26 protein-coding genes are annotated in these 24,327 nt (G+C 44.4%); 11 read left to right on the top strand and 15 right to left on the bottom strand.

What is annotated here, in order from left to right; translation table 11 throughout:
- Positions 1 to 20 precede the first annotated feature (20 nt).
- The 4 genes from ABR189_RS08065 (at position 21) to ABR189_RS08050 (ending at position 3,055) form a co-directional block, all read left to right on the top strand.
- A complete protein-coding gene (locus tag ABR189_RS08065) occupies positions 21 to 584 on the top strand; it encodes a YeeE/YedE family protein (RefSeq protein WP_354659960.1) in 564 nt (187 codons plus the stop codon).
- 18 nt (positions 585 to 602) lie between these two features.
- Positions 603 to 1,124: a YeeE/YedE family protein gene (locus ABR189_RS08060; RefSeq protein WP_354659959.1), complete on the top strand. Its 522-nt coding sequence runs from the start codon at positions 603 to 605 to the stop codon at positions 1,122 to 1,124.
- A 107-nt stretch (positions 1,125 to 1,231) separates the two neighbouring features.
- On the top strand, positions 1,232 to 2,122 hold the full coding sequence (locus ABR189_RS08055) for a mechanosensitive ion channel family protein (RefSeq protein ID WP_354659958.1): 891 nt from the start codon (positions 1,232 to 1,234) through the stop codon (positions 2,120 to 2,122).
- Positions 2,123 to 2,158: 36 nt separating this feature from the next.
- Positions 2,159 to 3,055 (top strand): carbohydrate kinase family protein, encoded by an 897-nt coding sequence (locus ABR189_RS08050; RefSeq protein WP_354659957.1) that lies wholly within the window; start codon positions 2,159 to 2,161, stop codon positions 3,053 to 3,055.
- A gap of 224 nt (positions 3,056 to 3,279) precedes the next feature.
- Here the strand turns inward: ABR189_RS08050 and ABR189_RS08045 are convergent, their stop codons facing one another.
- The 9 genes from ABR189_RS08045 to ABR189_RS08005 all read right to left on the bottom strand — a co-directional run bounded on the left by ABR189_RS08045 (position 3,280) and on the right by ABR189_RS08005 (position 11,915).
- Positions 3,280 to 3,567: a hypothetical protein gene (locus ABR189_RS08045; RefSeq protein ID WP_354659956.1), complete on the bottom strand. Its 288-nt coding sequence runs from the start codon at positions 3,565 to 3,567 to the stop codon at positions 3,280 to 3,282.
- A gap of 143 nt (positions 3,568 to 3,710) precedes the next feature.
- The gene (locus tag ABR189_RS08040; RefSeq protein WP_354659955.1) at positions 3,711 to 5,696 is read right to left on the bottom strand and encodes a sensor histidine kinase; all 1,986 of its coding nucleotides are present in this window, start codon (positions 5,694 to 5,696) and stop codon (positions 3,711 to 3,713) included.
- A gap of 11 nt (positions 5,697 to 5,707) precedes the next feature.
- The gene (locus ABR189_RS08035; protein WP_354659954.1) at positions 5,708 to 6,466 is read right to left on the bottom strand and encodes a LytR/AlgR family response regulator transcription factor; all 759 of its coding nucleotides are present in this window, start codon (positions 6,464 to 6,466) and stop codon (positions 5,708 to 5,710) included.
- Between the two features lie 163 nt (positions 6,467 to 6,629).
- Positions 6,630 to 7,421, bottom strand: a complete 792-nt coding sequence (locus ABR189_RS08030) for a M48 family metallopeptidase (protein WP_354659953.1) — start codon at positions 7,419 to 7,421, stop codon at positions 6,630 to 6,632.
- A 159-nt stretch (positions 7,422 to 7,580) separates the two neighbouring features.
- On the bottom strand, positions 7,581 to 8,576 hold the full coding sequence (gene mgrA / locus ABR189_RS08025; protein ID WP_354659952.1) for an L-glyceraldehyde 3-phosphate reductase: 996 nt from the start codon (positions 8,574 to 8,576) through the stop codon (positions 7,581 to 7,583).
- Between the two features lie 109 nt (positions 8,577 to 8,685).
- Complete coding sequence (gene lepB, locus ABR189_RS08020) at positions 8,686 to 9,903, bottom strand: signal peptidase I (RefSeq protein WP_354659951.1); 1,218 nt, start codon at positions 9,901 to 9,903, stop codon at positions 8,686 to 8,688.
- 246 nt (positions 9,904 to 10,149) lie between these two features.
- A complete protein-coding gene (locus ABR189_RS08015; protein ID WP_354659950.1) occupies positions 10,150 to 10,968 on the bottom strand; it encodes an alpha/beta hydrolase in 819 nt (272 codons plus the stop codon).
- Positions 10,969 to 11,134: 166 nt separating this feature from the next.
- Complete coding sequence (locus ABR189_RS08010; protein WP_354659949.1) at positions 11,135 to 11,299, bottom strand: phosphatidate cytidylyltransferase; 165 nt, start codon at positions 11,297 to 11,299, stop codon at positions 11,135 to 11,137.
- A 97-nt stretch (positions 11,300 to 11,396) separates the two neighbouring features.
- On the bottom strand, positions 11,397 to 11,915 hold the full coding sequence (locus ABR189_RS08005) for a hypothetical protein (RefSeq protein ID WP_354659948.1): 519 nt from the start codon (positions 11,913 to 11,915) through the stop codon (positions 11,397 to 11,399).
- 195 nt (positions 11,916 to 12,110) lie between these two features.
- Between ABR189_RS08005 and ABR189_RS08000 the strand changes: the two genes are divergently transcribed.
- Genes ABR189_RS08000 through ABR189_RS07990 form a run of 3 tightly spaced genes read left to right on the top strand, consistent with a single transcriptional unit; the run spans position 12,111 to position 14,837 of the window.
- A complete protein-coding gene (locus tag ABR189_RS08000; RefSeq protein ID WP_354659947.1) occupies positions 12,111 to 12,641 on the top strand; it encodes a hypothetical protein in 531 nt (176 codons plus the stop codon).
- Between the two features lie 4 nt (positions 12,642 to 12,645).
- The gene (locus tag ABR189_RS07995) at positions 12,646 to 14,121 is read left to right on the top strand and encodes a hypothetical protein (RefSeq protein ID WP_354659946.1); all 1,476 of its coding nucleotides are present in this window, start codon (positions 12,646 to 12,648) and stop codon (positions 14,119 to 14,121) included.
- Positions 14,122 to 14,141: 20 nt separating this feature from the next.
- Positions 14,142 to 14,837, top strand: coding sequence for a phosphatase PAP2 family protein (locus ABR189_RS07990; protein ID WP_354659945.1), 696 nt, complete (start codon positions 14,142 to 14,144; stop codon positions 14,835 to 14,837).
- Here ABR189_RS07990 and ABR189_RS07985 read toward each other — a convergent pair.
- Both ABR189_RS07985 and ABR189_RS07980 read right to left on the bottom strand, forming a co-directional pair.
- Positions 14,834 to 15,472 (bottom strand): MarC family protein, encoded by a 639-nt coding sequence (locus ABR189_RS07985; RefSeq protein ID WP_354659944.1) that lies wholly within the window; start codon positions 15,470 to 15,472, stop codon positions 14,834 to 14,836. The two genes, ABR189_RS07990 and ABR189_RS07985, sit on opposite strands and share 4 nt — an antisense overlap.
- A gap of 78 nt (positions 15,473 to 15,550) precedes the next feature.
- Positions 15,551 to 15,796: a hypothetical protein gene (locus tag ABR189_RS07980; RefSeq protein ID WP_354659943.1), complete on the bottom strand. Its 246-nt coding sequence runs from the start codon at positions 15,794 to 15,796 to the stop codon at positions 15,551 to 15,553.
- A gap of 208 nt (positions 15,797 to 16,004) precedes the next feature.
- Between ABR189_RS07980 and ABR189_RS07975 the strand changes: the two genes are divergently transcribed.
- Both ABR189_RS07975 and ABR189_RS07970 read left to right on the top strand, forming a co-directional pair.
- Positions 16,005 to 18,197, top strand: a complete 2,193-nt coding sequence (locus tag ABR189_RS07975) for a S9 family peptidase (protein WP_354659942.1) — start codon at positions 16,005 to 16,007, stop codon at positions 18,195 to 18,197.
- 71 nt (positions 18,198 to 18,268) lie between these two features.
- Complete coding sequence (locus tag ABR189_RS07970; protein WP_354659941.1) at positions 18,269 to 18,655, top strand: hypothetical protein; 387 nt, start codon at positions 18,269 to 18,271, stop codon at positions 18,653 to 18,655.
- A 2-nt stretch (positions 18,656 to 18,657) separates the two neighbouring features.
- Here the strand turns inward: ABR189_RS07970 and ABR189_RS07965 are convergent, their stop codons facing one another.
- Genes ABR189_RS07965 through ABR189_RS07955 form a run of 3 tightly spaced genes read right to left on the bottom strand, consistent with a single transcriptional unit; the run spans position 18,658 to position 20,877 of the window.
- On the bottom strand, positions 18,658 to 19,296 hold the full coding sequence (locus ABR189_RS07965) for a VIT1/CCC1 transporter family protein (protein WP_354659940.1): 639 nt from the start codon (positions 19,294 to 19,296) through the stop codon (positions 18,658 to 18,660).
- 35 nt (positions 19,297 to 19,331) lie between these two features.
- A complete protein-coding gene (gene rocD, locus ABR189_RS07960; protein WP_354659939.1) occupies positions 19,332 to 20,573 on the bottom strand; it encodes an ornithine--oxo-acid transaminase in 1,242 nt (413 codons plus the stop codon).
- A gap of 46 nt (positions 20,574 to 20,619) precedes the next feature.
- Complete coding sequence (locus ABR189_RS07955) at positions 20,620 to 20,877, bottom strand: acyl-CoA-binding protein (protein WP_354659938.1); 258 nt, start codon at positions 20,875 to 20,877, stop codon at positions 20,620 to 20,622.
- A 278-nt stretch (positions 20,878 to 21,155) separates the two neighbouring features.
- Here ABR189_RS07955 and lepA point away from each other — a divergent pair, with 278 nt between their 5' ends.
- Positions 21,156 to 22,949, top strand: a complete 1,794-nt coding sequence (gene lepA / locus ABR189_RS07950; protein WP_354659937.1) for a translation elongation factor 4 — start codon at positions 21,156 to 21,158, stop codon at positions 22,947 to 22,949.
- A gap of 26 nt (positions 22,950 to 22,975) precedes the next feature.
- Positions 22,976 to 23,620, top strand: a complete 645-nt coding sequence (locus tag ABR189_RS07945; RefSeq protein ID WP_354659936.1) for a Dph6-related ATP pyrophosphatase — start codon at positions 22,976 to 22,978, stop codon at positions 23,618 to 23,620.
- Between the two features lie 54 nt (positions 23,621 to 23,674).
- On the opposite strand, the gene ABR189_RS07940 is transcribed toward ABR189_RS07945, so the two are convergent.
- A complete protein-coding gene (locus ABR189_RS07940; protein WP_354659935.1) occupies positions 23,675 to 24,259 on the bottom strand; it encodes a DUF6580 family putative transport protein in 585 nt (194 codons plus the stop codon).
- Positions 24,260 to 24,327 lie beyond the last annotated feature (68 nt).

The raw sequence follows: 24,327 nt of genomic DNA, 5'->3' as shown, positions 1-24,327 counted from the left end.
GGTCTCAAATTTACAGGTATATGATGGAATGGCTTAAACAGCCCTGGCCCTGGTATGTAGCAGGTGCTATTGTTGGTTTAACAGTACCGGCCCTTTTGTTATTGGGCAATAAACATTTTGGCATTTCAGCCAATTTGCGGCATATGTGTGCCGCCTGTTTTCCTGCCAGGATCAAGTTTTTTCAATACAACTGGAAGCAGGAAGCCTGGAACCTCTTCTTTGTAGCCGGTATCCTGATAGGTGGCATCATAGCTGCCTTGTTCCTGCAAAACGATGCGCCTATTAAGGTAAATCCAGCCTTGGTTAAGGAATTGGCACAATATGGTATTACAGATTATAGCCAGCAGGTACCAGCAGACTTATACAGCTGGTCTTCCCTGTTTACACTGAGAGGTTTTCTTTTATTAGCAGGGGGTGGGTTTCTTGTAGGATTTGGTACCCGGTATGCCGGTGGCTGCACTTCCGGGCATGCCATCATGGGAATCAGCACCTTGCAAATCCCTTCAGTGATTGCAACGATTTGTTTTATGGCAGGAGGTTTTTTAATGGCCAACTGGATTTTGCCCTTTATCCTTCAACTTTAATCTTTAAAGATCCTGATAATGCTCAAAGAAGATGTGATTGACAATACCCTGCCCACTAATGATACGGACTTTGAGGTCCGTTCCCTGGATACTATTTGTATCAATGAATCTGCATTAACACATAAATGGTACCACCTGTTAAAATACCTGCTGGTAGGTATTATCTTCGGGATCACTTTTGTAAAGGCGGAAGTAATATCCTGGTTCAGGATACAGGAAATGTTCCGTCTCCAGAGTTTTCACATGTATGGCATCATTGGTACAGCAGTAGCTGTAGGTATGTTGTCGGTATGGCTGATCAAAAAATATAAGTTAAAAACGATCTATGGAGAGCCTATCGTATTCCATAAAAAGAAATTCAACAAAGGGCAGATAATAGGCGGATTAATATTTGGATTTGGATGGGCTATGACAGGTGCCTGCCCGGGGCCACTTTTTGCTCAGATAGGTACCGGCGTACTGGTGGTAACGGTAGTGTTATTGAGCGCTGTTGCAGGTACCTGGGTATATGGTTATTTCAGGGAAAAGTTGCCACACTAGGACTTTTTACATAAACTTTCACTGTATTTTGCTTAATTTCCCGCTGAATTATTGGGGGCTGATTTCCTGTACCGGATAATGTGTGCAGACAGCCTCCAATACAGAAAATGAAAGTGCATACAATGATGATGGATCTGGAAGCAAAAAGAAAGAACAGGAAAGAGCGGGTTATTTTCTTTATTAAGCTGTTGATATTTTTGGCCCTGCTATATTTTAACCATATACAGGAGCCTGATCTTTATGTTAAATACCCGACACTGGATAAACTAACAAATGCGTTAGCCCTTTTTCTGAGTGCCAATTTACTGATCTCCCTGGGATGGCTCATCATCATTTCCTGGTATATCCGCAAAAACCAGCTAAAAACGAATGTAAAAGATAACTTTGTCCTCGGTATCAACCGGATTGCGTCTGTACTGAATACGGTTTTCTTTATAGTAGCCATAATGTTGTTTTTTGATATCCACCCTAAACAATTCCTTACCAGTATCAGTATTGTGGCTGCAGCCATTGCGTTGCTGTTCCGTGATTATATTACCAATATGATCAATGGACTGATCATCATGTTTTCTGATCAGCTGTCATTAGGCGATCATATTGTAATAGGAGAACATAGTGGTAAAATACAGGATATTACCCTTGTCAATGTAGTGATGCTTAATGACGACGATGATGTAATACTTATTCCCAACTCCTCCATCTTTACCTCCCTTATTGTTAACCAATCCAAACAAAATATTAAAAAGGTAACAGTGGAATTTGAATTGGATCATAAACACCTGCTTACCCTGGATGTGCTGGAGCAAAGACTGCAAAATGTACTCAGCCCTTATAATAACGCGATTACACCGGGTACTTTCTTACTCAGAACACTGGAAATAAAGAAAGACATGGCCCGGTTTAAAGTACAACTATTGCTGTCTATGCAGGACAAAAAAACCGAGCGTGCCATACGCCGGATGCTCTATACGGAAATACTTGCAATATCTAAAGAATAATAACAGATACATTATCAGATTAAAAACAAGCAACTGATGAACCCACGTCAATATGAAATTATTTGTTTCGGAGAAGTTTTATGGGATATATTACCCGACAAAAAGGTTCCTGGTGGAGCGCCTATGAATGTAGCCTACCACCTGGAAAAGCTCGGGCATCCTACTGCTATATTTTCAGGAATTGGAAATGATGAAGCCGGCAGGGACTTATTAACTGTACTGGATAATATTGGCCTGGACGCCTATTTTATCCAGCGGAATGAAGCATATGAAACCGGCAAAGTATATGCAAATGTTGCAAACAATCAGGAAGTAAGTTACGACATTGTAAAACCGGTAGCCTGGGACTTTATTGTACAGGATGATAAACAGGCAGAGCTGCTGACCAATGCTGATATTGCTTACGTTGTATTCGGAAGCCTGGCTTGCCGTAATCCGGTGTCTATGCATACCCTGGCCAATATCCTTAATTTTCCCGCAGTAAAAGTATTGGATATTAACCTGCGGGCGCCGCATTATACGCGCGAAATACTGGAATGGCTGATGAAAGCAGCTAATATAATCAAGCTCAACGAATCAGAACTTACACTCGTTACTGATTGGTTTACTACTGCTACTGGTCTGGAAGAGCGTATAGCAGCACTTGCCACCAGGTACAAGGTACCGGAGATTATTGTTACCCTGGGTGCAGCGGGTGCCATCTTATACGTAGATGGCACATTTTACCGTCACCAGGGATTTGAAGTAACCGTTGCTGATACCATTGGAAGCGGAGACGCATTTCTGGCGGCTTATCTGCACGGCAGAATTAAAGGACAATCACCACAGGAGAATATCACTTTTGCTGCTGCGATGGGTGCATGGATTGCTACCTACAACGGCGGATGCCCGGATTATGAAGTAGCGGAAGTAGGACAGCTGATAAAAGGGTAATAAAGAGGCTGTACCTGACATCAGATACAGCCTCATGCCGTTTTTTTGATAAATGTTGATGAAATACGATCATCACGTGGGTAATAACAACGGACCAAAGGCCGGTACAATTTCAAGGTCGGCAAAGCGGCTATTTCCTTTGCCTGTGTCAGATTAAATTCGCAATAACCGGACGTAGATCGGAAAATGCGCTGCCACATATAGGGTATCTTTAGCGACTTCAGTTATCTTTTTAATGCCAGATCACGCACGCCCTTCCCAAATACAATCATACCTGCAATGGCCAGTATACTGGCAGGCAGCCATTTGCCACCCCATTGATACATCCACACTACAGAAGTGTGTACCGGCATGGTGTAACCACTTGTTTCCAGGTTATACAACCGGAACCATACCAGCGCAGCTCCCACCATCAGCATAATACCAAAGGCAATAAGCCAGAGCGGTTTTATTCCATTATTTCTTTTTCCATCATCCATGAATGAATGATTTAATGACGCTCTCGATGGCATAAAGAGGGTTTTAGATGCTTTGCTGTTGTATGATGATACAATACTAGCACCTATTAAATTAATAATCAGCCCGCTTTGTTAAGCGTAGCTGCTTTCTTTATATCCGCTTTATTTTACCTGAAATTTGCAAGTGCCGGCACCTGTTATTGGAATGGGATCAGCATCCGCACGGTAGTACCTGTTTCACCACTGGTATTATCCGGCAGGGATTGCTTATCCGTGATCTCTACTGAGGCGGGTTTCCCTGTTTTTTTGCCTAATATGGCCAGCCGCTCGCGGGTAATGGTGGTGGAGAGAGACCGTTTGTTTTTATTGGTAGTACGGGTATTTAACCCGCATCCGTTGTCATCAATAATACATTCCAGCACATCTGTCTTTTTACGGATGATAATGCGGATAATCCCTTTACCCGGCATCCCCCGTAATCCATGCTCAATGGCATTTTCCACGAAAGGTTGTAACAACATAGGTGGAATTAACAATTCATCTTCCATATAACCGCCGTAAATCTCCAGCTCATAGCTGAATTTATCTTCAAACCGCAGTTCTTGCAGGCTCAGGTAGTTTTCCAGTGCCTTTACCTCATCTCCCAGCGAAACCAGGCTGGCACGGGAACTTTCCAGACTAATACGCAGCAAACTGGCAAAGTTGCGCAGGTATTTGATGGATTTCTCCTTCTGGTCGGTACGAATGATATGTTGTAATACAGACAGGGTATTAAAGATAAAATGGGGCTCCATCTGGCTGCGCAACAAGCGCTGTTCCAGGGATACCTTCTCCTTTTCATTGTTGATCCTGCGCTCCCGCATCAATACCGCCAGCAGGATTACAATAGTGGCAGCCAGTAGGATCACGAGGATACTGACCAGCAATAACAGGTTTTTACGCCCGAGTTCATCTGCTACCAGTTTGTTTTCGGTATCCAGCTCATGAATGAACTTCTCTTTTTCCTTCAGGTGGTATTGCGCTTCCAGATCATTGATCACCCGCATACGTTCCTGCGTATAAAAGGCTTTATTGGCCAGTGTCAGGGCTTCCAGCTGTTGTTCCGCCTTATCCTGCTGTCCGGCCACAATGTAATAATGCAGCATGTTTTCCTGCAACTTCAGGCGGTCGTCCAGCAGCAGAGAAGAGTCTGCCATTAAGATGTCCTGCGCTTTATGCAAATAGGTTGCTCCTTTTTTCAGATCGCGCAGCCAGGTATAAATATCCCCCAGGTTATAATATTCTACGCCCAATTCGTCAGGAGTAACGTCAGGGTCTTTCTCCATAATATCTACCGTTAGCTGACAGAAGTAACGAGCACTGTCCCAGTTCTTAACAGTATAGTAATAACTGGCATTATGGTTCAGCAGGATAGCACTTTTCTCAGAACCAGGAAACTGCTTGCTAAAGGCATTCATCTGATCCAGGAAATATCTCGCGCTATCCAGTTTATCACTTTCTAAAAAAATAGGTAATGCTTCAATATAGGCGTCCAGCAGCCGGCGGGGATAACGTTTTTCTATTTTTTTTCCATGCACGATGGCCAGCAGGATATAACGCTGTGCCTGTTCGTACAATTGATTAATACGGCTAATGCCGGCAATATCTTTATACAGGCTGGCCAGTTTGTAATCGGTAAATAAAGTATCGCCATTGGGACCATTTAGCTCAATGCCGGCTCTGTTTACATAATAACTGGCAGATACCTGATTACCCAGAAAATAATAGGACTTTCCTATCCGCTCATACAGTAGTGTACGCTGCCGGGGATATTCAGGATGATGATCGAAGAAATAACTGGCCTGACGCATATACTTTATAACACTATCCGGCGTGCTTTCCATATTAAAAAGCAGGCCTCTGCTCACCAGCAGCATGGCATAGGAGAGTGAGTCCCTGTAGGAATATTTTTGTAATAAGCTATCCACATACCGGGTTACACCTTTTACATCACTGATGGTTTTATCCTTGCCAAACAGGCTGTCTACCATAATAGCTACATCCGGGTACATCGACTTTCCAGTGTGAAGGGGTAGGGTACTAATAGCAGGGGTATCAGTGGCCGGGCCACAAGCAGTGAGTAACCATAGGAAAAGTGCGGTCAGTGTGCTGCCAATATATTGACCAGTTTTTTTGATCACCATTTTGATCGGGGTTATTTACCTGTGAGGAATTGTACTACATAATCTTTTCGCCGGCTGGATACAGGAATTTCCTGACCGGTTCTTAACACCAATAATCCGTCTTTGATAAACCGGTCTACAAAGAGGTAATTAACAAGGTAAGATTGATGAGAGCGGATAAACAAGTTAGTGGGCAGGATTTCTTCATATTCTTTGATAGATTTTGAAACAACAATCTTTCTTTTATCTGTCAAAAAAAAATAGGTGTATCCCGCATCGCTCTGGCAATATATGATCTCCTGTAAAGGCACCACCTGTAAATATTCCTGCGTCCTTAAAACAATCCGGTCGGTAGCCACCGTTTTATCGGTATTGGCTGGTTTATTCAGCCAGGACTGGGTTACATCAACCTGTTCAGGCAACGTACCTCCATTATTGTTAGCTGCTCTTACTTTATGTAATGCCTGATCCAGGTCTTCTTCATACACTGGTTTCAGCAGATAATCCATCGCACCATACTTAATGGCTTTGATCGCGTAATCATTATAGGCGGTAATAAAGATTACAGAAAAGGGAATGGGGTGAAAATGCTGCAGGATTTCAAATCCATCACCATCTTCCAGGTGTATGTCCAGCAGTACCAGCTGAGGTTGAGTTGCCTTCAGCACTGGCAAGGCATCTTTAATGCTGCCGCAATCGGCTACCACTATAAAATCAGGGTGATTATCCAGCAATTGTTTGAGATCTCTTCTTATAGCGGGTTCGTCATCAATGAGTACTGTTTTGATCATATCTCGTATGTTTTTCATTCACATGGCCTTCCGGGGGCTGTTGAATTTACAATTATATATTATTTTAATGACAATACGCCGTGAACATCACATTCACGGCGTTACGCTAAAAGTTGCATTGTCGTAGGTTACATCAATGGTTATAATAAAGACACGGTAATACTTATTTGGCTGCTGTTGCTTTATAAAGGCCATCTTTTTTGGCCTTCTCTTCAACTTCTTTTGCACGGGCCCCACTATCCGGATGGGAGCTTTTCATTTTCTCCATTTTACTTTGTTTTTCTCCTCCACTCAGATCAGCCAGCTTCTGAAAGGCACTGGCCATGGACATGACGTTATATCCATGCTTTTTCAGCATTTCATAACCATAATCATCCGCCGCACTTTCCTGTTTACGGCTGTATTTTGATTCCAGTAAGGAATTGGCGAGGGCGCCTAACTGGCTTTCCGTCAAAGCGGCAGCGGCACCCGACTGGGAACCAGCGGCATCTTTAGCAGCAGAACGCAGGTACGCCTGACGGATAGCATCGCGGGTGTCATGATTTTTTACATGACCTATTTCATGGCCTATTACAGACAGTAATTCCTCATCTGTCATCATATCCATCAGGGAAGAAAATACCCGTACACTGCCATCTGCGCAGGCAAAGGCATTTATATCTATTACTTTATATACCTTAAAATTCAGTTTCAGTCCATCTTCTTCCTGATGCTTGGCAACCAGCTTGTTTAAACGAACGGTGTATGGATCATCGTCCGCAGCTACCGGATTATGCGCATCCATCCAGTCTACCGCTTCTTTTGCCAGCTTGGCAGCATCGGCATCACTAAAAGTAGCCGCAGTAGCTCCTTTTGAAGCTGCCGAAACCGTCTTTGCATTGATCTTAAATTGTGCCTGTGTGGCAGTAATTCCTGTAGCCAGGAAGAGCAGGGTGATAGCTGATAGGCGAAACATGGTCATTGTTTTCTCAAAAATAGGACTTTGTACACCTATAGCTCCCCGGCTTCCATATTCGTAGGTATCTTTCCGAAATCCGATGTTAAATACATTAAATCCGTGATACACATACCTTTATAGACTACCAGGTATTCAATTGATATTTTATACCATTATTTAACTGTTGAGGATATGCGCTATTTCCTGTAGTTCAGCAGCCGTAAAGGAGGTCTGCTTTAGTGCATCCAGGTTATTATCCAATTGGGCTACCGTACTGGCACCTATAAGCACCGTGGTAACACGTTTATCTTTCAGGAGCCAGGCAATAGCCATTTGTGCAAGGGATTGTCCACGTTGTTGCGCCAGTGCATGCAGTTTTTTAGCCTTATCCACCTTCTCTGTGGTTACCTGGTCAGTTTGCAGGAATCCGGTAGGCCGGCTAGCTCTGGAGCCTTCAGGAATCCCTTTCAGATAACGGTCTGTTAAAAGTCCCTGTGCCAGGGGAGAGAAAGGGATACAACCTACACCATTGGCTTCCAGCACATCCAGCAAACCATTTTCCACCCATCTCTCAAACATGCTGTATTTAGGCTGATGAATGAGGCAGGGGGTGCCCAGCGATTTTAATACTGCCAATGCCGCAGTTGTTTCCTCTGCGTTATAATTGGAAAGCCCTACATACAATGCTTTACCCTGGCGTACAATGCTGTCCAATGCTCCCATGGTTTCTTCTATTGGTGTAGCGGGATCAGGGCGGTGGGAATAAAAAATATCCACGTAGTCCAGTTGCATACGCTTTAAACTTTGGTCCAGGCTGGAAATAAGATATTTACGGGAGCCATTGTCGCCATAAGGACCAGGCCACATCAGGTACCCGGCTTTAGAAGAGATCACCAGCTCATCTCGCAGGTGTCCGGTAAAGTCTTTCTTCAGGATCCTGCCAAAGTTTTCTTCGGCTGATCCTGGTTCCGGCCCGTAATTATTAGCCAGATCAAAATGGGTAATGCCTTTGTCAAAAGCATTGCGGATGATATTTCGTCCATTTTCAAAAACATCTACAGATCCGAAGTTATGCCAAAGGCCCAGAGAAATGGCAGGTAATTGTAATCCGCTTTTTCCGCAGCGGTGATAGGGCATAGCGTCATATCGTGCTGCTGATGGTAAGTAGCTCATGTAATGAATGATTTGCAATAAATTTCAGGATACCGGATATCCGGTTATAACAAGCGACAAGATAATTCCTTCAGTGCGGAAAATGATACATTTTTTATGCAGGACACATCTAATTAATACTGGTAAACAAACGTTGCCAGCGTATAGCTCGGTGGCTGTCATAGCTTAGCCAGATAAAAGAGGCCTTTCCTACAATATGGTCTTCCGGTACAAAACCCCAGAAACGGGAGTCCAGGGAGTTATCCCGGTTATCGCCCATCATCCAGTAATAATCCATTTTAAAAGTGTAGGAGGTAGCTATCTTCCCATTAATCAGGATGTGGCCATCTATGATGTCCAGCTGATTACTTTCATAGGTTTGGATCACTCTTTGGTACAGTGCAATGTTATTGGTATCAAGCCGGATGGTAGCGCCTTGCCGGGGAATATACACAGGCCCCATAAAGTCGCTGTTCCAGCGGAAATGAGAGAGGTCATGAGGAAAAGCATAAGCATCTATCTGCTTGTCGACAAGGGGTTTTACGGTAATCACTTTAGGCCAGCTCTTGATTGTGCCGGCTTCTTTGCCGGTAAAGTTATAAACGTATCTGCCGGCTCCCCAGGTCTCTTCCGGACCATGGATATTCATATCCTTCAAACGCTGCTCATCCAGTGGCCTGCCTTCCCGCGTGCTGACGGTGTAATTCTCCTGGCTTTCCGCCGGGATCATGGCTTTTTCTCCATTTACATAAACGACGCCGTTTCTGATCTGCAAGGTATCTCCTGCGATAGCAATACAACGTTTAATATAGTTTTCCCTTTTATCTACCGGACGGGTAATCCTGTTGGGGTAATAAGCCAAAGCTTGTTCCCGCCCCATTGCCACAATGGTCATATAATAGTCTACATCTTTTCCGTTTGCATTCAGAAATACCGTGTCTCCTGCCGGGTAATTGAATACAATCACATCATTCCGTTTTATCTTACGGAAGCCAGGTAAACGGCGGTATACCCATTGTATTGCTTCAGAGTATGCTTTAGTGCCTTTGGTAAAAGGCATGGTATGGTGCGCAAAAGGAAAGGCCAGTGGGGTCATGGGGATACGTGGCCCGTAAGTGATCTTGCTCACAAAGAGAAAATCATTTACCAGCAACGTTTTTTCCATGGAGGCGGATGGGATGGAGTAGGCTTCAAAAATAAAAAGACGCACTAATGCAGCTGCTATCAAAGTAAACAACGCGGCATTTACCCACTCCCTTATAACCTGGAAGATGCTGTATCTTCTTCTGGGAGGCGCAATACTATCATTGGCAGCAACACTTTGCAGTGCATCATTGGAAGGTTCCATGCGTTGTTAATTCTATTATTTAATTTAACAAAATACGGTCAAACCATCAAATAAACAGTGGGCTTACCTTCAATATTCTCGTTTGCCGGTTGTGCTGGCTTATAACCGGCAAGTCATTTCAGCTGCGCGGTCTGAGCAAGTGCTGTTTATGGGACTGATGGCTTTATTCACTGATACATGATAGCAGTATGTCCTCCTGCTGGTATGCGAAGAAAGTGTAAAAAGAGCAGGAAATGATTATTACAGTTAAGGTACTGTTTGTAACCAATTTAAAGTGAATTGCCACACGTCCTTCTTGTTCAGTTCATTATGAATTTCATGATACAATCCGTTCCATTCTTTATAGGTGAGAAGTTGCCTGGGGGCACGTGCGGCAAACAAACGGGAACCTTTTACATTGGTGAATTCATCGGCATTGCCATGCATCAGCAGGGTAGGGACCTGCAGCCGATCCGCATGCTGCAGGCACCAGTCGCCGTTTTGTAACATGGAAGCGCCCAGGAGCAAAGTCATTTTATCATGCCTTAAGGGATCATTTTTGAACTTTTCTACCTCAACAGGATCGCGGGATATTTTATTAATATCCAGGGGTTGCCTGATAATGATATTGGGAAAGATACTGGCGGCAATTCCAGCCATCCGTTTCAGAAATGTGCTTGGATCACTGGGTAATAACAGCATCGGGGCCGAAATAACTGCGGCGGCTATCCGTGGCTGACGATGCAGGATAAATCCTGTGGTAACACCTCCTCCCATACTATGCCCATACAATACTACCGGCTTGTTGTATTTTTGTATCACTTTATCCAGAAACGCCTGCAGGTAGTCAAAAACAAAATTCATCCCCTTGCTGGCTCCTTTTTTACCTTCACTGTTTCCGTGACCATAATGATCTATCCCAGTTACCAGAAATCCGTGTTGAGAGAAGTATTCCGCCACAGGTGCATAACGTGCTGTATACTCACCAATACCATGCACCAGGATCATTACCTTATCAAATTGGGGAGGTTCCCAGGTTACACCTGCAAACCGGGTGTTTTGTGTACTAAAAGTAAATGTCTTCAAAGGAGATACTTTATTTAATCCTAAATGTATGAATTTAGAGATAAACCAGTAGGGTGGTTAGGGGATGAAACCAACCCTCCGGTTAAATGTGGATTTTTCTCCTCTAATTGTGTTTTATTTTTATAGGTTTAAACAATGGGCGGTAATTGATAAAAGCTTAATACCGCTATTTTTTGCCGGAGCCACGGGCAATTAAAAAAATGATCAGGAAAACAACGATCCCAACTGCCAGTATCCCGGTCCACACACCGGCTTTAAAGATACCGCCAATAACTTCGCAACTGGTAAGCAACATGGTAATGCACAATAATAACAGGCTTGCAACTTTCATTTTTTACGGTTTAAGGTGAGTATAATATAACTTTCCGTTAAGCTAATAACATATCCTGTGCCATTAATCCTGTTACCATAGTATGCGGCCTGCGCATTTATTTGTTGATGGCAATAATACGGTATCCTGATGGTGTTTGATTAAACCAGATCAATCCATCACCTATCATAGCGCCCTGGTAATTACGGAAGATCCGGTCCAGGCGCATATTGGCCACTACCTGCTTGGTTTTCTTATCAAAAATCTCCGCATACTTTGCCTTGAAGAGGGCAGGGGTAGCATATTTTTTCAATGGAAACTGAATATGGGCGATAATGGAATCTGCTACATCCCGGTTTACCCAATCCTTAAATTCAATCATGAACTTCTTAAAATCAGCCGGGTCATCAAAACCAGCTACATCCCATCCCGAAGGTTTACTACCATCTTCAAACAGGGTATCCTGCGCTTTTAACTCTGTTACATAAAGGTCAGGTGGAGCTACCGGTATCACTGGTGTAGCCAGCGTAGCTGGTGAGATAGAATCTTCAGTGCCGGTATTTTTTTGGGTGCCGGATTCACAGGCAAACAATAGGCCTGACAATGCCAGTAAGATAAAATAAAGGGGCTTTCTCATAAACCTGTTTTTAAAGGGTGATGGGCAAAATGTATTATAAATTTAAATAAGATCCGGCAATACAGGTGCCAGTTATCCCCGAAAACGGATATTGGTCATACGTACACGTTTATCATTATTCACCCGGCAAATAATGATTACCAGTGAAATAACAAATGATATTGCTTTATGTTTGCTACCAGTAAAAATATCATAATGAGGAGCCTTTCACTTTTTGTCATTGTTGTTAGCTATATACTGCCGGCCTGTACGCAGTATACCAGACCGGCAGCAATACCTGCCACCAACCTGCAGATCGAAACCCTGCACCGTGCCTCCTGGGTGAAACCACTCCTGCAATCAAAAAAGATTTCTTATCAGGAAAGCGGAGTACACTTTATAACCTATACTTTACTGGATGAACGCCAGCTAACCTATATGGGGGTACCAGTGGATGAGGTGAGGTGTGAAACCAATGAAGATGTTTTGGAATCACTGGAGGTAACATTATTGCAGGATACAAAAAGGTCAGCGGATCTCTTTGCGGCATTACAAAAACAATTTGGCACTCCGGTAAAAGATACCGCAGATGATTTCGGAGAACCAGCTACCAGAGAAAATTACAAATGGGAAAATGATACGATCCGGATAATACTGGAGCAGGCGTCTGTACCTGAAAAATCCCGTTCCGCTGGTAGTATCCACATCACTTTTCTGAATCCGCAGCCTAATTACATGACCTTCTGATTATATGAAATTTACAATAACATTTCTTTTAAGTACCTGCCTCCTGATAGCTGGCTGTACCTCCCGCAAACAATATAATATAAATGACCTGTTATGGACCGGGGAGCTGGAAAAAGCGCTGAAGGATATTCCTCATAAAAAACAAGTAGTAAAGGACCTCGATAGGGGCACCCTTGGCCGCAGGATGTATGGTCAATACGATGAAGTATATACGATTAATGATCATCAACACCCTTATTTCCATTACAATGGCATACCGGTATATGATGTTGTATTGGGGGTAACAAAAGGAAAGGTAGCCCATATTGATAGCAAAGCGGGAAAGGCGATGGAAATGATCCAATCACCTCCTGGTTATGCCAAAAATGAACATCCCCTGGATTTACTGAACGCTATGGAGGCATTGTATGGTACCGGTAAAATGATCTATGACCAGGGAAGCGCTAAACAACTGGAATGGATACTGCAGGACCGGAAAGTAACTTATAACCTGTACGAAACGGATTTGGTTAAGCTGGATAGTCGCCCGCAATGGTCTGATAAAAGTGTGGGCCTCCTAACCATCAGCGCTATAGATACTTCACAGGGTACGCCATTGGGCTTTATTACAACTTTACAGAAAAAGGTACAGCCATACGATAAAGTATTGGCATATACCTTAAAGGTGAGGACCACGGATTGCGCTGTAGCGATTCGGATCAATGATGTACCGGTAAATATAGCGACTCCAGTAACAGAGGTAAATACCCTGGATGAAATATCCGTGAATCAATTAATCCTTTCAAAAGGACCACAGCAGCTACATATAAAAATCCTGCCGGGAGAGGATGAAAATGGCCGTCCACGTAAAGTACTGCCTCCTTCTGCTATACTTGAGGTAACACTTATGGTAAAGGAAAGTGGCGCTCCGACCGGACAACAACAGCTATACAGCTATCAGCTACCCCGCGTAGCGCATTCGGAAGTAAGGGGAGGTATTACTTACCATAGCCAGATATACCCCGGCAAGGGAGTACCTTCTCTGGAAGCCGGTACCACATTTAATGCGGAAGTACCTTATCAACTCGGCGGCTGGACTACATCAGAAGCGCTGACGGCCATACCAGATATCAAACAGGAACTGATCGCTGCCTATCATGCTTACCGCGATGCAGTGATGAAAAAGGATATGATGGCATGGCTGGCTATTTCCAGGGACTCCTACCTGGAAAAGGCGCAAGCTGGTAACTATAGCCAGGAAGATGCGGTAGCATTTCTGGAAGAACAGTCGGCCAGCTTTGAAAGGCGGATAAGATGGTTGCCTGTTGAACAATGCGAAGTGAAGTTTTACGGCAATGGCAAACTGGCTACGCTGGTAAGTACTGATCCATTGCATAAAGGCAGGGCTGCTATGATCGGAAAAGCAGAAGATGATTATATTTACATCCCGCTGCTTTTTCATAAAAAGAAAGGGAGCCATGAACTGACGCGGATCCGGTAAATTATTAAAACAGTAAGCTTTTGGCCAATCATACAGCAGGCAGTCATTTCAGACACGTAATTACAGCAACGCGCACGTTGCTGTTTCCCTTTTTAGTAGTACTGGCAGGATGTCTGATCGTAAAATTGTTATTCGATAAGGAATCCATTTACTTTTTCCTGAACGGGCTGCACTTTCCCGCAGGAGACCACTTCTTTGCCTGGTTTACCGATGTGGGTAATACGCCTACAGCTATTGCACTCACCATCATCCTGCTGTTTTTCAGTTACCGGATGAGCTTTGTGCTGGCCAGCACCTATGTATTTACTACGCTGGTCAATTTTGGGTTAAAATTCCTGTTTTCCTTTCCCAGGCCTACCAAATATTTCGAAGATCGCCTGCATGACCTCTACCTGGTACCAGGCGTACATATGTTATCAGACTTTCTCAGTTTTCCTTCCGGGCATACCGTATGTGCATTTACGTCGGCCACTGTGCTGACCTATTATGCGAGGAATAAAGCCTGGGGGGTATTATACCTCTTCCTGGCTTTACTGGTAGCGTATTCCCGGATTTATCTCAGCCAGCATTTCTTTGAAGATGTGACGATGGGCGCTGTTACGGGGATTACACTCAGTATCGCCTGGCTCACCTTTATTGACCAGCAATCTTTCCTGGAAAAGCCTTCCTGGAGAAAAAGTATATTAAATAAGCATCCGGGAAGCGGAGATCATTAAAATTCGAACAGCTCCCGTATGCCGAGGGCAAACATCTGTACACCAATAACAGCTAATATCAGCCCCATCATTTTGGTGATTACCAGCATAACGTTGGTACCAATGACCTTTACGATGCGTGGACCTGCCAGGAATAACAGATAAGTGATAAAACAGATAATGGCATAGATCGCAATGACGATCAGCAGGTGGGTAACGTCTTTTGCTGCGGAATAACTCATAGAAGTAGTAATCGCACCAGGGCCTGCCAATAATGGCATTGCCAGGGGAGTAATGGCCATACTGATCCCTGCATCTGCTTTTACCGGCTCATCACCGAGCTTTACTGATTTTCCGATAGATTCAGGCTTGCCACGTACCATTTCATAGCCTATGACAAACACCAATATGCCTCCCGTGACACGGAGAGCAGCCAGTGTAATCCCAAATACATGGAAAATGAGTTTACCTGCTATACTAAATACCAGGATGATACAAAAAGCCACCAACACCGATTTCGCAGCTACATTACGCTTCTGTTTATCCCCCATATAATCCGTCAGCTCCAGAAATACCGGAATAGCGGAAATGGGATTCACAATAGCCAGTAAACCCATAAAAACGGTGGTGGCAAAGGCAAAGTAGTTCTCGATCATACCCAGGTGTGTTGCAGGAATCAGAAATTGTGTAAAACAGCAATCAATCAGGAATATACTGCAATATACAATTCTAATCTATTCCTCCCCACGCCATGTCCGCTCAATACGGTTACGCAGATCTACACTAAAGCCAACGATCTCAATCCGGGGATGTGTGTCCAGGTTGATCATAATACGCCCGGTTTCCCTCATTAATGCTTCATGCAAGGGTTCAAGCAGCGCATAAAGCATTTTCCTGGCTTTTTCTGCCAGTTGATTCAAAAAGGTGTCTTCCAGATAAATGAACTCACGGTTCTTGTACAAATAGGATATCTGAATCATAGAATACGGTTTTTCAAAGAATTACAAAACTAAAATTATAACATAAAAATAGAAAAAGTTTATTTCTAAATAGGATTTTAACAAGATTTATATTTTTTTATCTCAAAACAGGGGAAAAGGAGGATGGGAATAAATGTATATATGAATGATGCACGGTAATGGGACATCGCCTCCTTTCTTTATCTTTACGCACAACTTAATCTAAACTATGCAACAATTTCGTTTATTCATTCTTGTATGTTTGAGCGCCCTCCTGAGCCTGAGCAGTACCCAGGCACAACCCGGCCCCGGTTTTCAGTGGACAAAAGACGGACAGGCATATATGAAGGCAGAAAAGTCTGCTATTGTCGTTTATCAGGTGAAAAACAAAACCTCCCGTATACTGATTACTCCGCAGCAGTTAACCCCTTTGGGTGCTTCCCGCCCGCTGGAGATCAATGGTTTTACCTTTTCGGCAAATGATCAAAAGCTGCTGATATATACCAATGCACAGAAAGTATGGCGCTACGCTACCCGGGGTGATTACTGGGTGCTTGATATCGCCAGCGGCCATCTCCGCCAGTTAGGCAAAAAACAACCGGCAGCCTCCCTGATGTTTGCCAAGTTTTCGCCGGATGGTACACGTGTGGCCTATGTGAGTGAACATAATCTTTATGTAGAACGCATTACCGATGGTGAAGTGAAGCCCCTGACCACCGATGGTACCCGCCGCTTGATTAACGGTACGTTCGACTGGGCCTATGAAGAAGAATTTGGTTGCCGGGATGGCTTCCGCTGGAGCCCTGATGGTACCTCCCTGGCTTACTGGCAGATCGATGCTACAAAGATCAGAGATTTCCTGATGATCAATAATACCGATTCCCTCTATTCTTTCAATGTTCCGGTAGAATATCCCAAAGCAGGACAAAGCCCTTCCGGCTGCCGTATGGGGGTAGTAGATATCGCCTCCGCCAAAACTACCTGGATGCAGGTGCCTGGTGATGAACAACAACACTACATCCCCCGTATGGAATGGATTCCTGGTAAAAAAGAGCTGATCCTGCAACAACTGAACCGCAAGCAAAATACCAGCAAAATCATGACCTGCAATGCGGTTAACGGAAAAGTACAAACACTGTATGAAGAGAAAGATAATGCCTGGATAGATGTTAAATCCCGCTGGGATGATGATAAAATTGCGGGATGGGATTTTATCCGTAATGGGAATGCGTTTATATGGGTAAGTGAAAAGGATGGCTGGCGTCATGTATACAGTATCAACACTAACGGAGGGGCAGCAACCCTGCTCACACCCGGCAACTATGATGTGATCAATATCCGCCGTATCGACGAAGCCGCAAATACGATGTATATACTGGCCTCGCCGGAGAATGCCACCCAGCAATATCTTTATAAACTAAAGATGGATGGCAAAAGTAAACCGGAGCGTATTACGCCTGTTTCCCAGCCAGGTACCCATGAGTACGACATTGCACCGGACGGGCAATATGCCATGCACAAGTTTTCCAACTACTATTTTCCTAATACGGAAGAGATTGTTCATTTGCCGGATCATACCAGCCTGTCTCCAAAAAGTATTGACCAGATTTTCCAGACCAGCAGGTTCAATATGGGAAGCCTGGAGTTTTTCCAGGTAACTACCGTGGATGGGGTAACGATGGATGGCTGGATGCAAAAGCCACGGAACTTTGATAGTACCCAAAAATACCCGGTGGTGTTTTATGTGTATGGAGAACCGGCAGGAGCTACCGCGAAGGACGAGTATGGTGCGGGGCGTAATTTCCTGTACAACGGGGATATGTCTGAAGATGGCTACGTATACGTATCTATCGATAACCGGGGTACGCCATTGCCCAAAGGCAGCAACTGGCGTAAAAGTATTTACCGCAAAGTGGGTACACTCAATGCCCGTGATCAGGCCATGGCAGCTACCGAGTTGCTGAAACGTCCTTACCTGGATGCCTCCCGTGTGGCGGTATGGGGTTGGAGTGGCGGAGGCTCAATGACCTTGAACCTGCTTTTCCAATATCCGGATATTTACCAGACGGGGATTGCAATTGCGGCTGTGGGTAACCAGCTTACCTACGATAATATTTACCAGGAACGTTACATGGGACTGCCACAGGAAAACCAGGAAGATTTTGTTAAAGGATCTCCGATTACTTACGCTAAAAACTTAAAAGGTAACCTGCTGTACATACATGGTACCGGCGATGATAATGTACATTACCAAAACGCAGAAATGCTGATCAACGAACTGGTGAAATATAACCGGCAGTTCCAGTTAATGTCGTACCCCAACCGTACGCACAGCCTGTCTGAAGGCACTGGTACTTTCCAGCACCTGGTTACCTTATACACCAATTACCTGCAGCTGCATTGTCCTCCGGGCGGAAAATAGTTAATGGCCGGGTAAATGTCACAGATCAAGCGTTTAAACTTTGTTATATTTGCGCCTCGTAATTAAAAGATATGTCCAAAAGTAATCTGATAGGCATACTGGCTGCCGTAGTTGTAATCGTGAGTGCCTTTCTGCCATGGCTTACCATAGAAAGTAAACAACTGGTGTTTACAGGTATTGACACCACGGGATCCAGCTTTGGAGAGCCTGGTAGAGTAAATGTGTTTATGGCGATCATTGCCGCTGCACTTTTTGCGGCCAACAAATGGTGGGCAGGAAGGGTTAACCTTTTTATCTCCGGTTTTTTGCTGGCATGGACCTTTCGCAACTTCCTGCTGTTTTCCCGGGTGGAAATGGGAGAGTGGCCTCACCGGGAAATAGGATTATACCTTTCTCTGGGTGGTGCTATTGTTGTTTTTATTTGTGTGCTGATGATGAAGGTAAAGCAGAAAAAATAAGGTCAGAATAATTTTGCTACCAGCCAACTACCGGCCAAAACACCGGCGGCCATTAAGAAATAACGGAAAATGACTACCCACGTACGTTGGGTGGTCATTTTTGCTTTCAGGAAGCTGAAACAGGTAAGTGCCAGGAATGCGACCAGCATACTAGTCCTGGAAGCAGCATTAAAATTTTCGTTGGCCAGGAAAGGGCCTAACGCCAGGATGCCTCCAAACAGGAAAAAGATACCACTTACAATCGCACTCCTTAATGCCTGGGCTAGCCGGAAAGTACTGGTAGCTACCTGTTGCTGTACAAGTATATCTTCCCATAACCGCGCATCTTTTGCCATCTCGCTCTCTATCTGTGTGATCATTCCTGTTGAAATATCCAGCTGTTGCAGTTTATGCCGTTCCCGGGGTGTTAGCAGCGACTCATCCTGTTTATCTCCCCGGTTGGCCAGATACACAGCGATCATCACCAGCAATGCACCTCCCAGCCATATACTCAGATGAATGGTATAAAAGGTTTGCACCGACAGGTTCATTCTTTGCATAGCCTGTGTGCAAAAGAAAAGCACGAACAGACCGTCTGGAAAACCGATTAAAAAATCTGTCTTCCAGCCGGTACTCCGTATGGCTTTAGGTAATGTTGTCATCTTTGAAGAAGGTAGCTTTTCCGTTAGCAGCCATGTTATTTGCCTAAGGCACTCTCCAGGCTTTTACCAATGATCTGCACACAATCAGCAATTTGTGCAGCAGTAATCAGCAGGGGAGGTGCAAAACGTATTTTATCGCCATGGGTAGGTTTGGCCAGTAATCCGTTTTCCTTCAATGCCAGGCAAAGTTCCCAGGCGGCTTCCGGATCTTTGTGTTTAATTACAATGGCATTTAACAGGCCTTTACCACGGATGGTATCAATATAAGGTGATTGCAGCTGTTCCAATCCGGTACGCAATGACTGCCCCATCGCTTCCGCATTTTCAGCCATCTTCTCTTCTGTAAGCACTGACAGCGCAGCAATTGCTACTTTGCATGCCAGAGGATTGCCGCCATAAGTAGAACCATGTTCACCAGGTTTGATGGTCAGCATAATTTCATCATCGGCCAACACCGCGGATACCGGTAAGGTGCCTCCTGATAATGCTTTACCCAGTATAAGGATATCAGGTCTCACATTTTCATGATCACAGCACAGCATCTTTCCTGTACGTGCCAGACCTGTCTGAATCTCGTCTGCTATAAATAATACATGGGCATCCTGGCAATACTGCCGGGCTTTGGCCAGATATCCTTCATCCGGAACCACTACCCCTGCTTCTCCCTGTATAGGCTCTACGAGAAAACCAGCTACATTTTTATCCTGCAATGCCTTTTCCAAAGCGGCGAGATCGTTATATGGAATAACGTCATACCCTGGCATATAGGGTCCAAAATCACGACGGGCCACCGGATCCGTACTGAAAGAAATAACATTCAACGTGCGTCCATGAAAGTTATCTGCGCAAATAATGATCCTGGCCTTATTTTCGGGAATGCCTTTTACCTGGTAGCCCCAGCGGCGGCACAACTTTAAGGCTGTTTCCACCGCTTCTACACCAGTATTCATCGGCAACACTTTATCATAACCGAAAAACCGGGTAATAAATTGTTCGTATTCTCCTAACAGATCGTTATAAAATGCGCGGGAAGTCAACGTTAGCTTTTGTGCCTGCGCTACCAGCGTATTGATGATACTGGGGTGGCAGTGCCCCTGGTTCACCGCTGAGTATCCCGAAAGAAAGTCATAATACCTTTTCCCGTCTACATCCCATAAATATACTCCCTCACCCCGGTCCAATACTACTGGTAAAGGGTGATAGTTATGCGCGCCATATTGTTCTTCCAGCGCCAAAAAATGTTGTGTTCTTTCACTTATCGTAAATGCAGGTACCATATTGTAAAATTAGGAAAAAAAAAGCTCACTGCTGGTAGTGCATAGCTTACCCTTTCAGCTTATTTACCAAATCTATATATTCCTGCATAGCTGCTGCTTTGGTTTTTCCTTTGAGTCCTTCCCACGCCTGGTATTTAGCTTTTGCTACAAAATCGAACATATTGGCAGGGGCTTCCACATTCACATCTCCCTCAGTACCTTGTTTATACAAAGCATAAAGCTGCAATAAAATATCATTTTCAGGCTTTTGGCTCAATGTTTTACTGTTGGCAACGGCAGCTTCAAATTGTTGTTGTAATTCCATATTGCTATTTTTTTTAAATGTAAGAAAAAAAGCGGTTAGCCATAAGCAATTAGCTGTTAGCAAAATGCACCGGATAAGAGGAGATATTTAACACATATGGATTCATAGCTAGTAATAATTTGTTATATATGTTATGTGCAGGTATTCGCTGCATTTTGAGCTAATGGCTAATAGCTAATGGCTAATAGCTTACCATGTGTTTTTGTGCAAAATTTAAATATCTTTGCGGCTTGAGGTGAGCGGTGGCAAAACCCGCGACCGACAGGTTAAAATAATATATGAAGAATATCCGCAATTTTTGCATTATTGCACATATTGACCACGGCAAAAGTACCCTGGCAGACAGACTTTTAGAGTTTACAAAGACAATCTCCGACCGCGATATGCAGGCGCAGGTATTAGATGACATGGACCTCGAAAGGGAAAAGGGCATCACTATTAAAAGCCATGCTATCCAGATGAACTACCTCACCAAAGGAGGAGAGAACATCGTGTTTAACCTGATCGATACACCGGGCCACGTAGACTTTTCCTATGAAGTGTCCCGCGCACTGGCCGCCTGTGAAGGTGCCTTGTTGCTGGTAGATGCTACCCAGGGGATTCAGGCACAAACCATCTCTAACCTTTACCTGGCACTGGAAAACGACCTGGAGATCATTCCGGTAATCAATAAGATCGATATGGATGGCGCCATGGTGCCGGAAGTAAAAGACCAGATCATAGAACTGATCGGAGTGAAGGAAGAGGATATTTTACTCGCTTCTGCCAAAACCGGCATTGGGATCGAAGATATTCTCGAAGCTATTGTAAGCCGTATCCCACCACCTAAAGGAGATCCTGCGGCACCATTGCAGGCCCTGATTTTTGACAGCGTATTTAACTCCTTCCGTGGTGTAATTGCATATTACCGCGTTTTTAACGGCTCCATCAAAAAGGGAGACATGGTAAAGTTTGAGAATACCGGTATGGAATATGGCGCGGATGAAGTGGGGATCCTTAAACTGGGCTTACAGCCGAAAGCAGAAGTAAAAACAGGGGACGTTGGATATATCATTACCGGTATCAAAAATGCAAAGGAAATTAAAGTAGGGGATACCATTACCCTCGCTTCTGATCCGGAAACGGCTGCCATCAAAGGTTTTGAAGAAGTAAAGCCTATGGTATTTGCGGGCATTTTCCCCGTGGTGACAGACGACTTTGAAGAGCTGCGCGACTGTATGGACAAACTCCAGCTGAATGATGCCTCTCTTACCTATGAACTGGAAACATCCCAGGCGCTTGGTTTTGGCTTCCGTTGCGGATTCCTTGGCATGCTCCACATGGAAATCATCCAGGAACGTCTTGAAAGGGAGTTTAACCAAACCGTAATTACTACCGTACCCAACGTAAGCTTTATTGCACATACCACCAAAGGCGAGGTGATTACCGTAAATAACCCTGCCGAAATGCCGGACCCCAGCAAACTGGAGCGCATTGAGGAGCCTTTTATCCGTGCGCAGATCATTACCAAACCAGATTATATCGGTAATATCATGACCTTATGTCTGGGTAAACGGGGTATACTGATCAATCAAAGTTATCTCACTACCACCCGTGTGGAACTGATCTTTGAATTGCCCCTCACGGAAATCGTGTTCGACTTTTATGATAAACTGAAAAGCCAGACCCGTGGATACGCTTCCTTCGATTATTCTCCTATTGGACGCCGGGATAGCGATATCGTAAAAATGGATATCCTGCTCAACGCTGAAAAGGTGGATGCCCTCAGTGCACTGATCCATCGTAGTCGTGCCCAGGAATTTGGCCGCAAGCTGTGTGAAAAACTGAAAGAATTATTACCCCGCCAGCAATTCCTGATTGCTATCCAGGCAGCTATCGGTGCTAAAATCGTAGCCCGCGAAAACATCAGCGCCATGCGTAAGGATGTAACTGCTAAATGTTATGGTGGTGATATTTCCCGTAAACGTAAACTGCTGGAAAAACAGAAAGAAGGTAAAAAACGTATGCGCCAGATAGGTAATGTGGAAGTACCACAGGAAGCATTCCTGGCGGTGCTTAAACTGGACGACTAATCCTCACCAACAAAATATAAGTATCATTGAAAGCCCTTGTATCATGGAGTGGCGGAAAAGATAGTTGCTTTGCTTTCATGCAGGCACAAACAGCAGGCTACCAGCCTGCTGTTTTGTTTAATGTCATGAATGAAACAGGTAACAGATCCCGGTCGCATGGGTTGCCACAGCATATATTGCAGCAACAGGCGGATGCCCTGGCACTACCGCTGGTAACCATCGCCGCCTCCTGGGAAGCATATGAAGAGAACTATATAGCGATGCTGCAACAGCTGGTACCGGCTTACCAGCTTACCCATGCTATCTTTGGCGATATAGACCTTCAGGCACACCGCGACTGGGAAGAAAAGGTGTGCGCTGCTGCTGATATCACAGCAGTACTTCCCTTATGGCAAGGCAACCGGAAAGACCTGGTTCTGCAAATGTTGTCTGCCGGAATTACGACCATGATCGTTTCCTGTAATACCCACCTGGGGATTGATTTTCTGGGACGTACGCTTGACTTGTCACTACTGAACGACCTGGAAGCCAAAGGAGTAGATGTATGTGGGGAAAACGGGGAATTTCATACGGCGGTTATTGATTGCCCGCTCTTCCGATCACCGGTAAAACTGCCAGCCTGTACAAAAATAATCCATGGAGATTATTGTTTCCTTCAATGGGAAGTATAACAAAAAAGGCGTCTCCTTGTGAGACGCCTTCGCTATTTTAAACCAAAATTAAAATTAAGCCAATTGTTGTTGCCCCTTCAGTACCAGGGACTTGAGCAACGCATATCCACCAAACAGTACGCCACTGTAAAACACGTTCCCCATAATGGTATTCAGTAAGAAGTTACCAAACATATCATTCCGGAAGAAAGGAATAGCGGCTGCGTAGCAGGTCATCAAACCACTTAATGTAATAGGGTACATGCCACTCAATAACCAGGTGCCCAGATTAGAAATGATAAAGAATAAAGCACCGCTACCTATTGAAGCCAACAGGATCGTCAGGGTATTCACCTTTTTCATGCGGGTACCTATCCAGGTAATCAGCAGAAATGCGCCATATACAAAAAACATCTGCCCACCATAGAAACCCTGAATACTGGTAAATAACTGGAAAAACAGGTCCGTCAGAAACAATGTAAACAAAGGTAACGCGTAAGCATAACGTTTATCTTTCAGGATAACGCCGGCAAACAATGCGCTGGCACCTATGGCAGTAAAGTTCCACAACTGCAGCTCATTGGTAAAAATACGGCACATAGCAGTTGCGAAGATCAGCCCCGCTACAATGCCCGCCTGTATTAAAGAAGAACGTTTCATATATGAACTTTCAATGAATTAATAGCCAAATTTACATTAATTAAATGAATTTTGCAGCAGGTAATCCG

The organism is Chitinophaga sp. H8, from assembly GCF_040567655.1.
Lineage (GTDB): Bacteria > Bacteroidota > Bacteroidia > Chitinophagales > Chitinophagaceae > Chitinophaga > Chitinophaga defluvii.
This window is presented reverse-complemented; position numbering and strand designations above follow the sequence as displayed.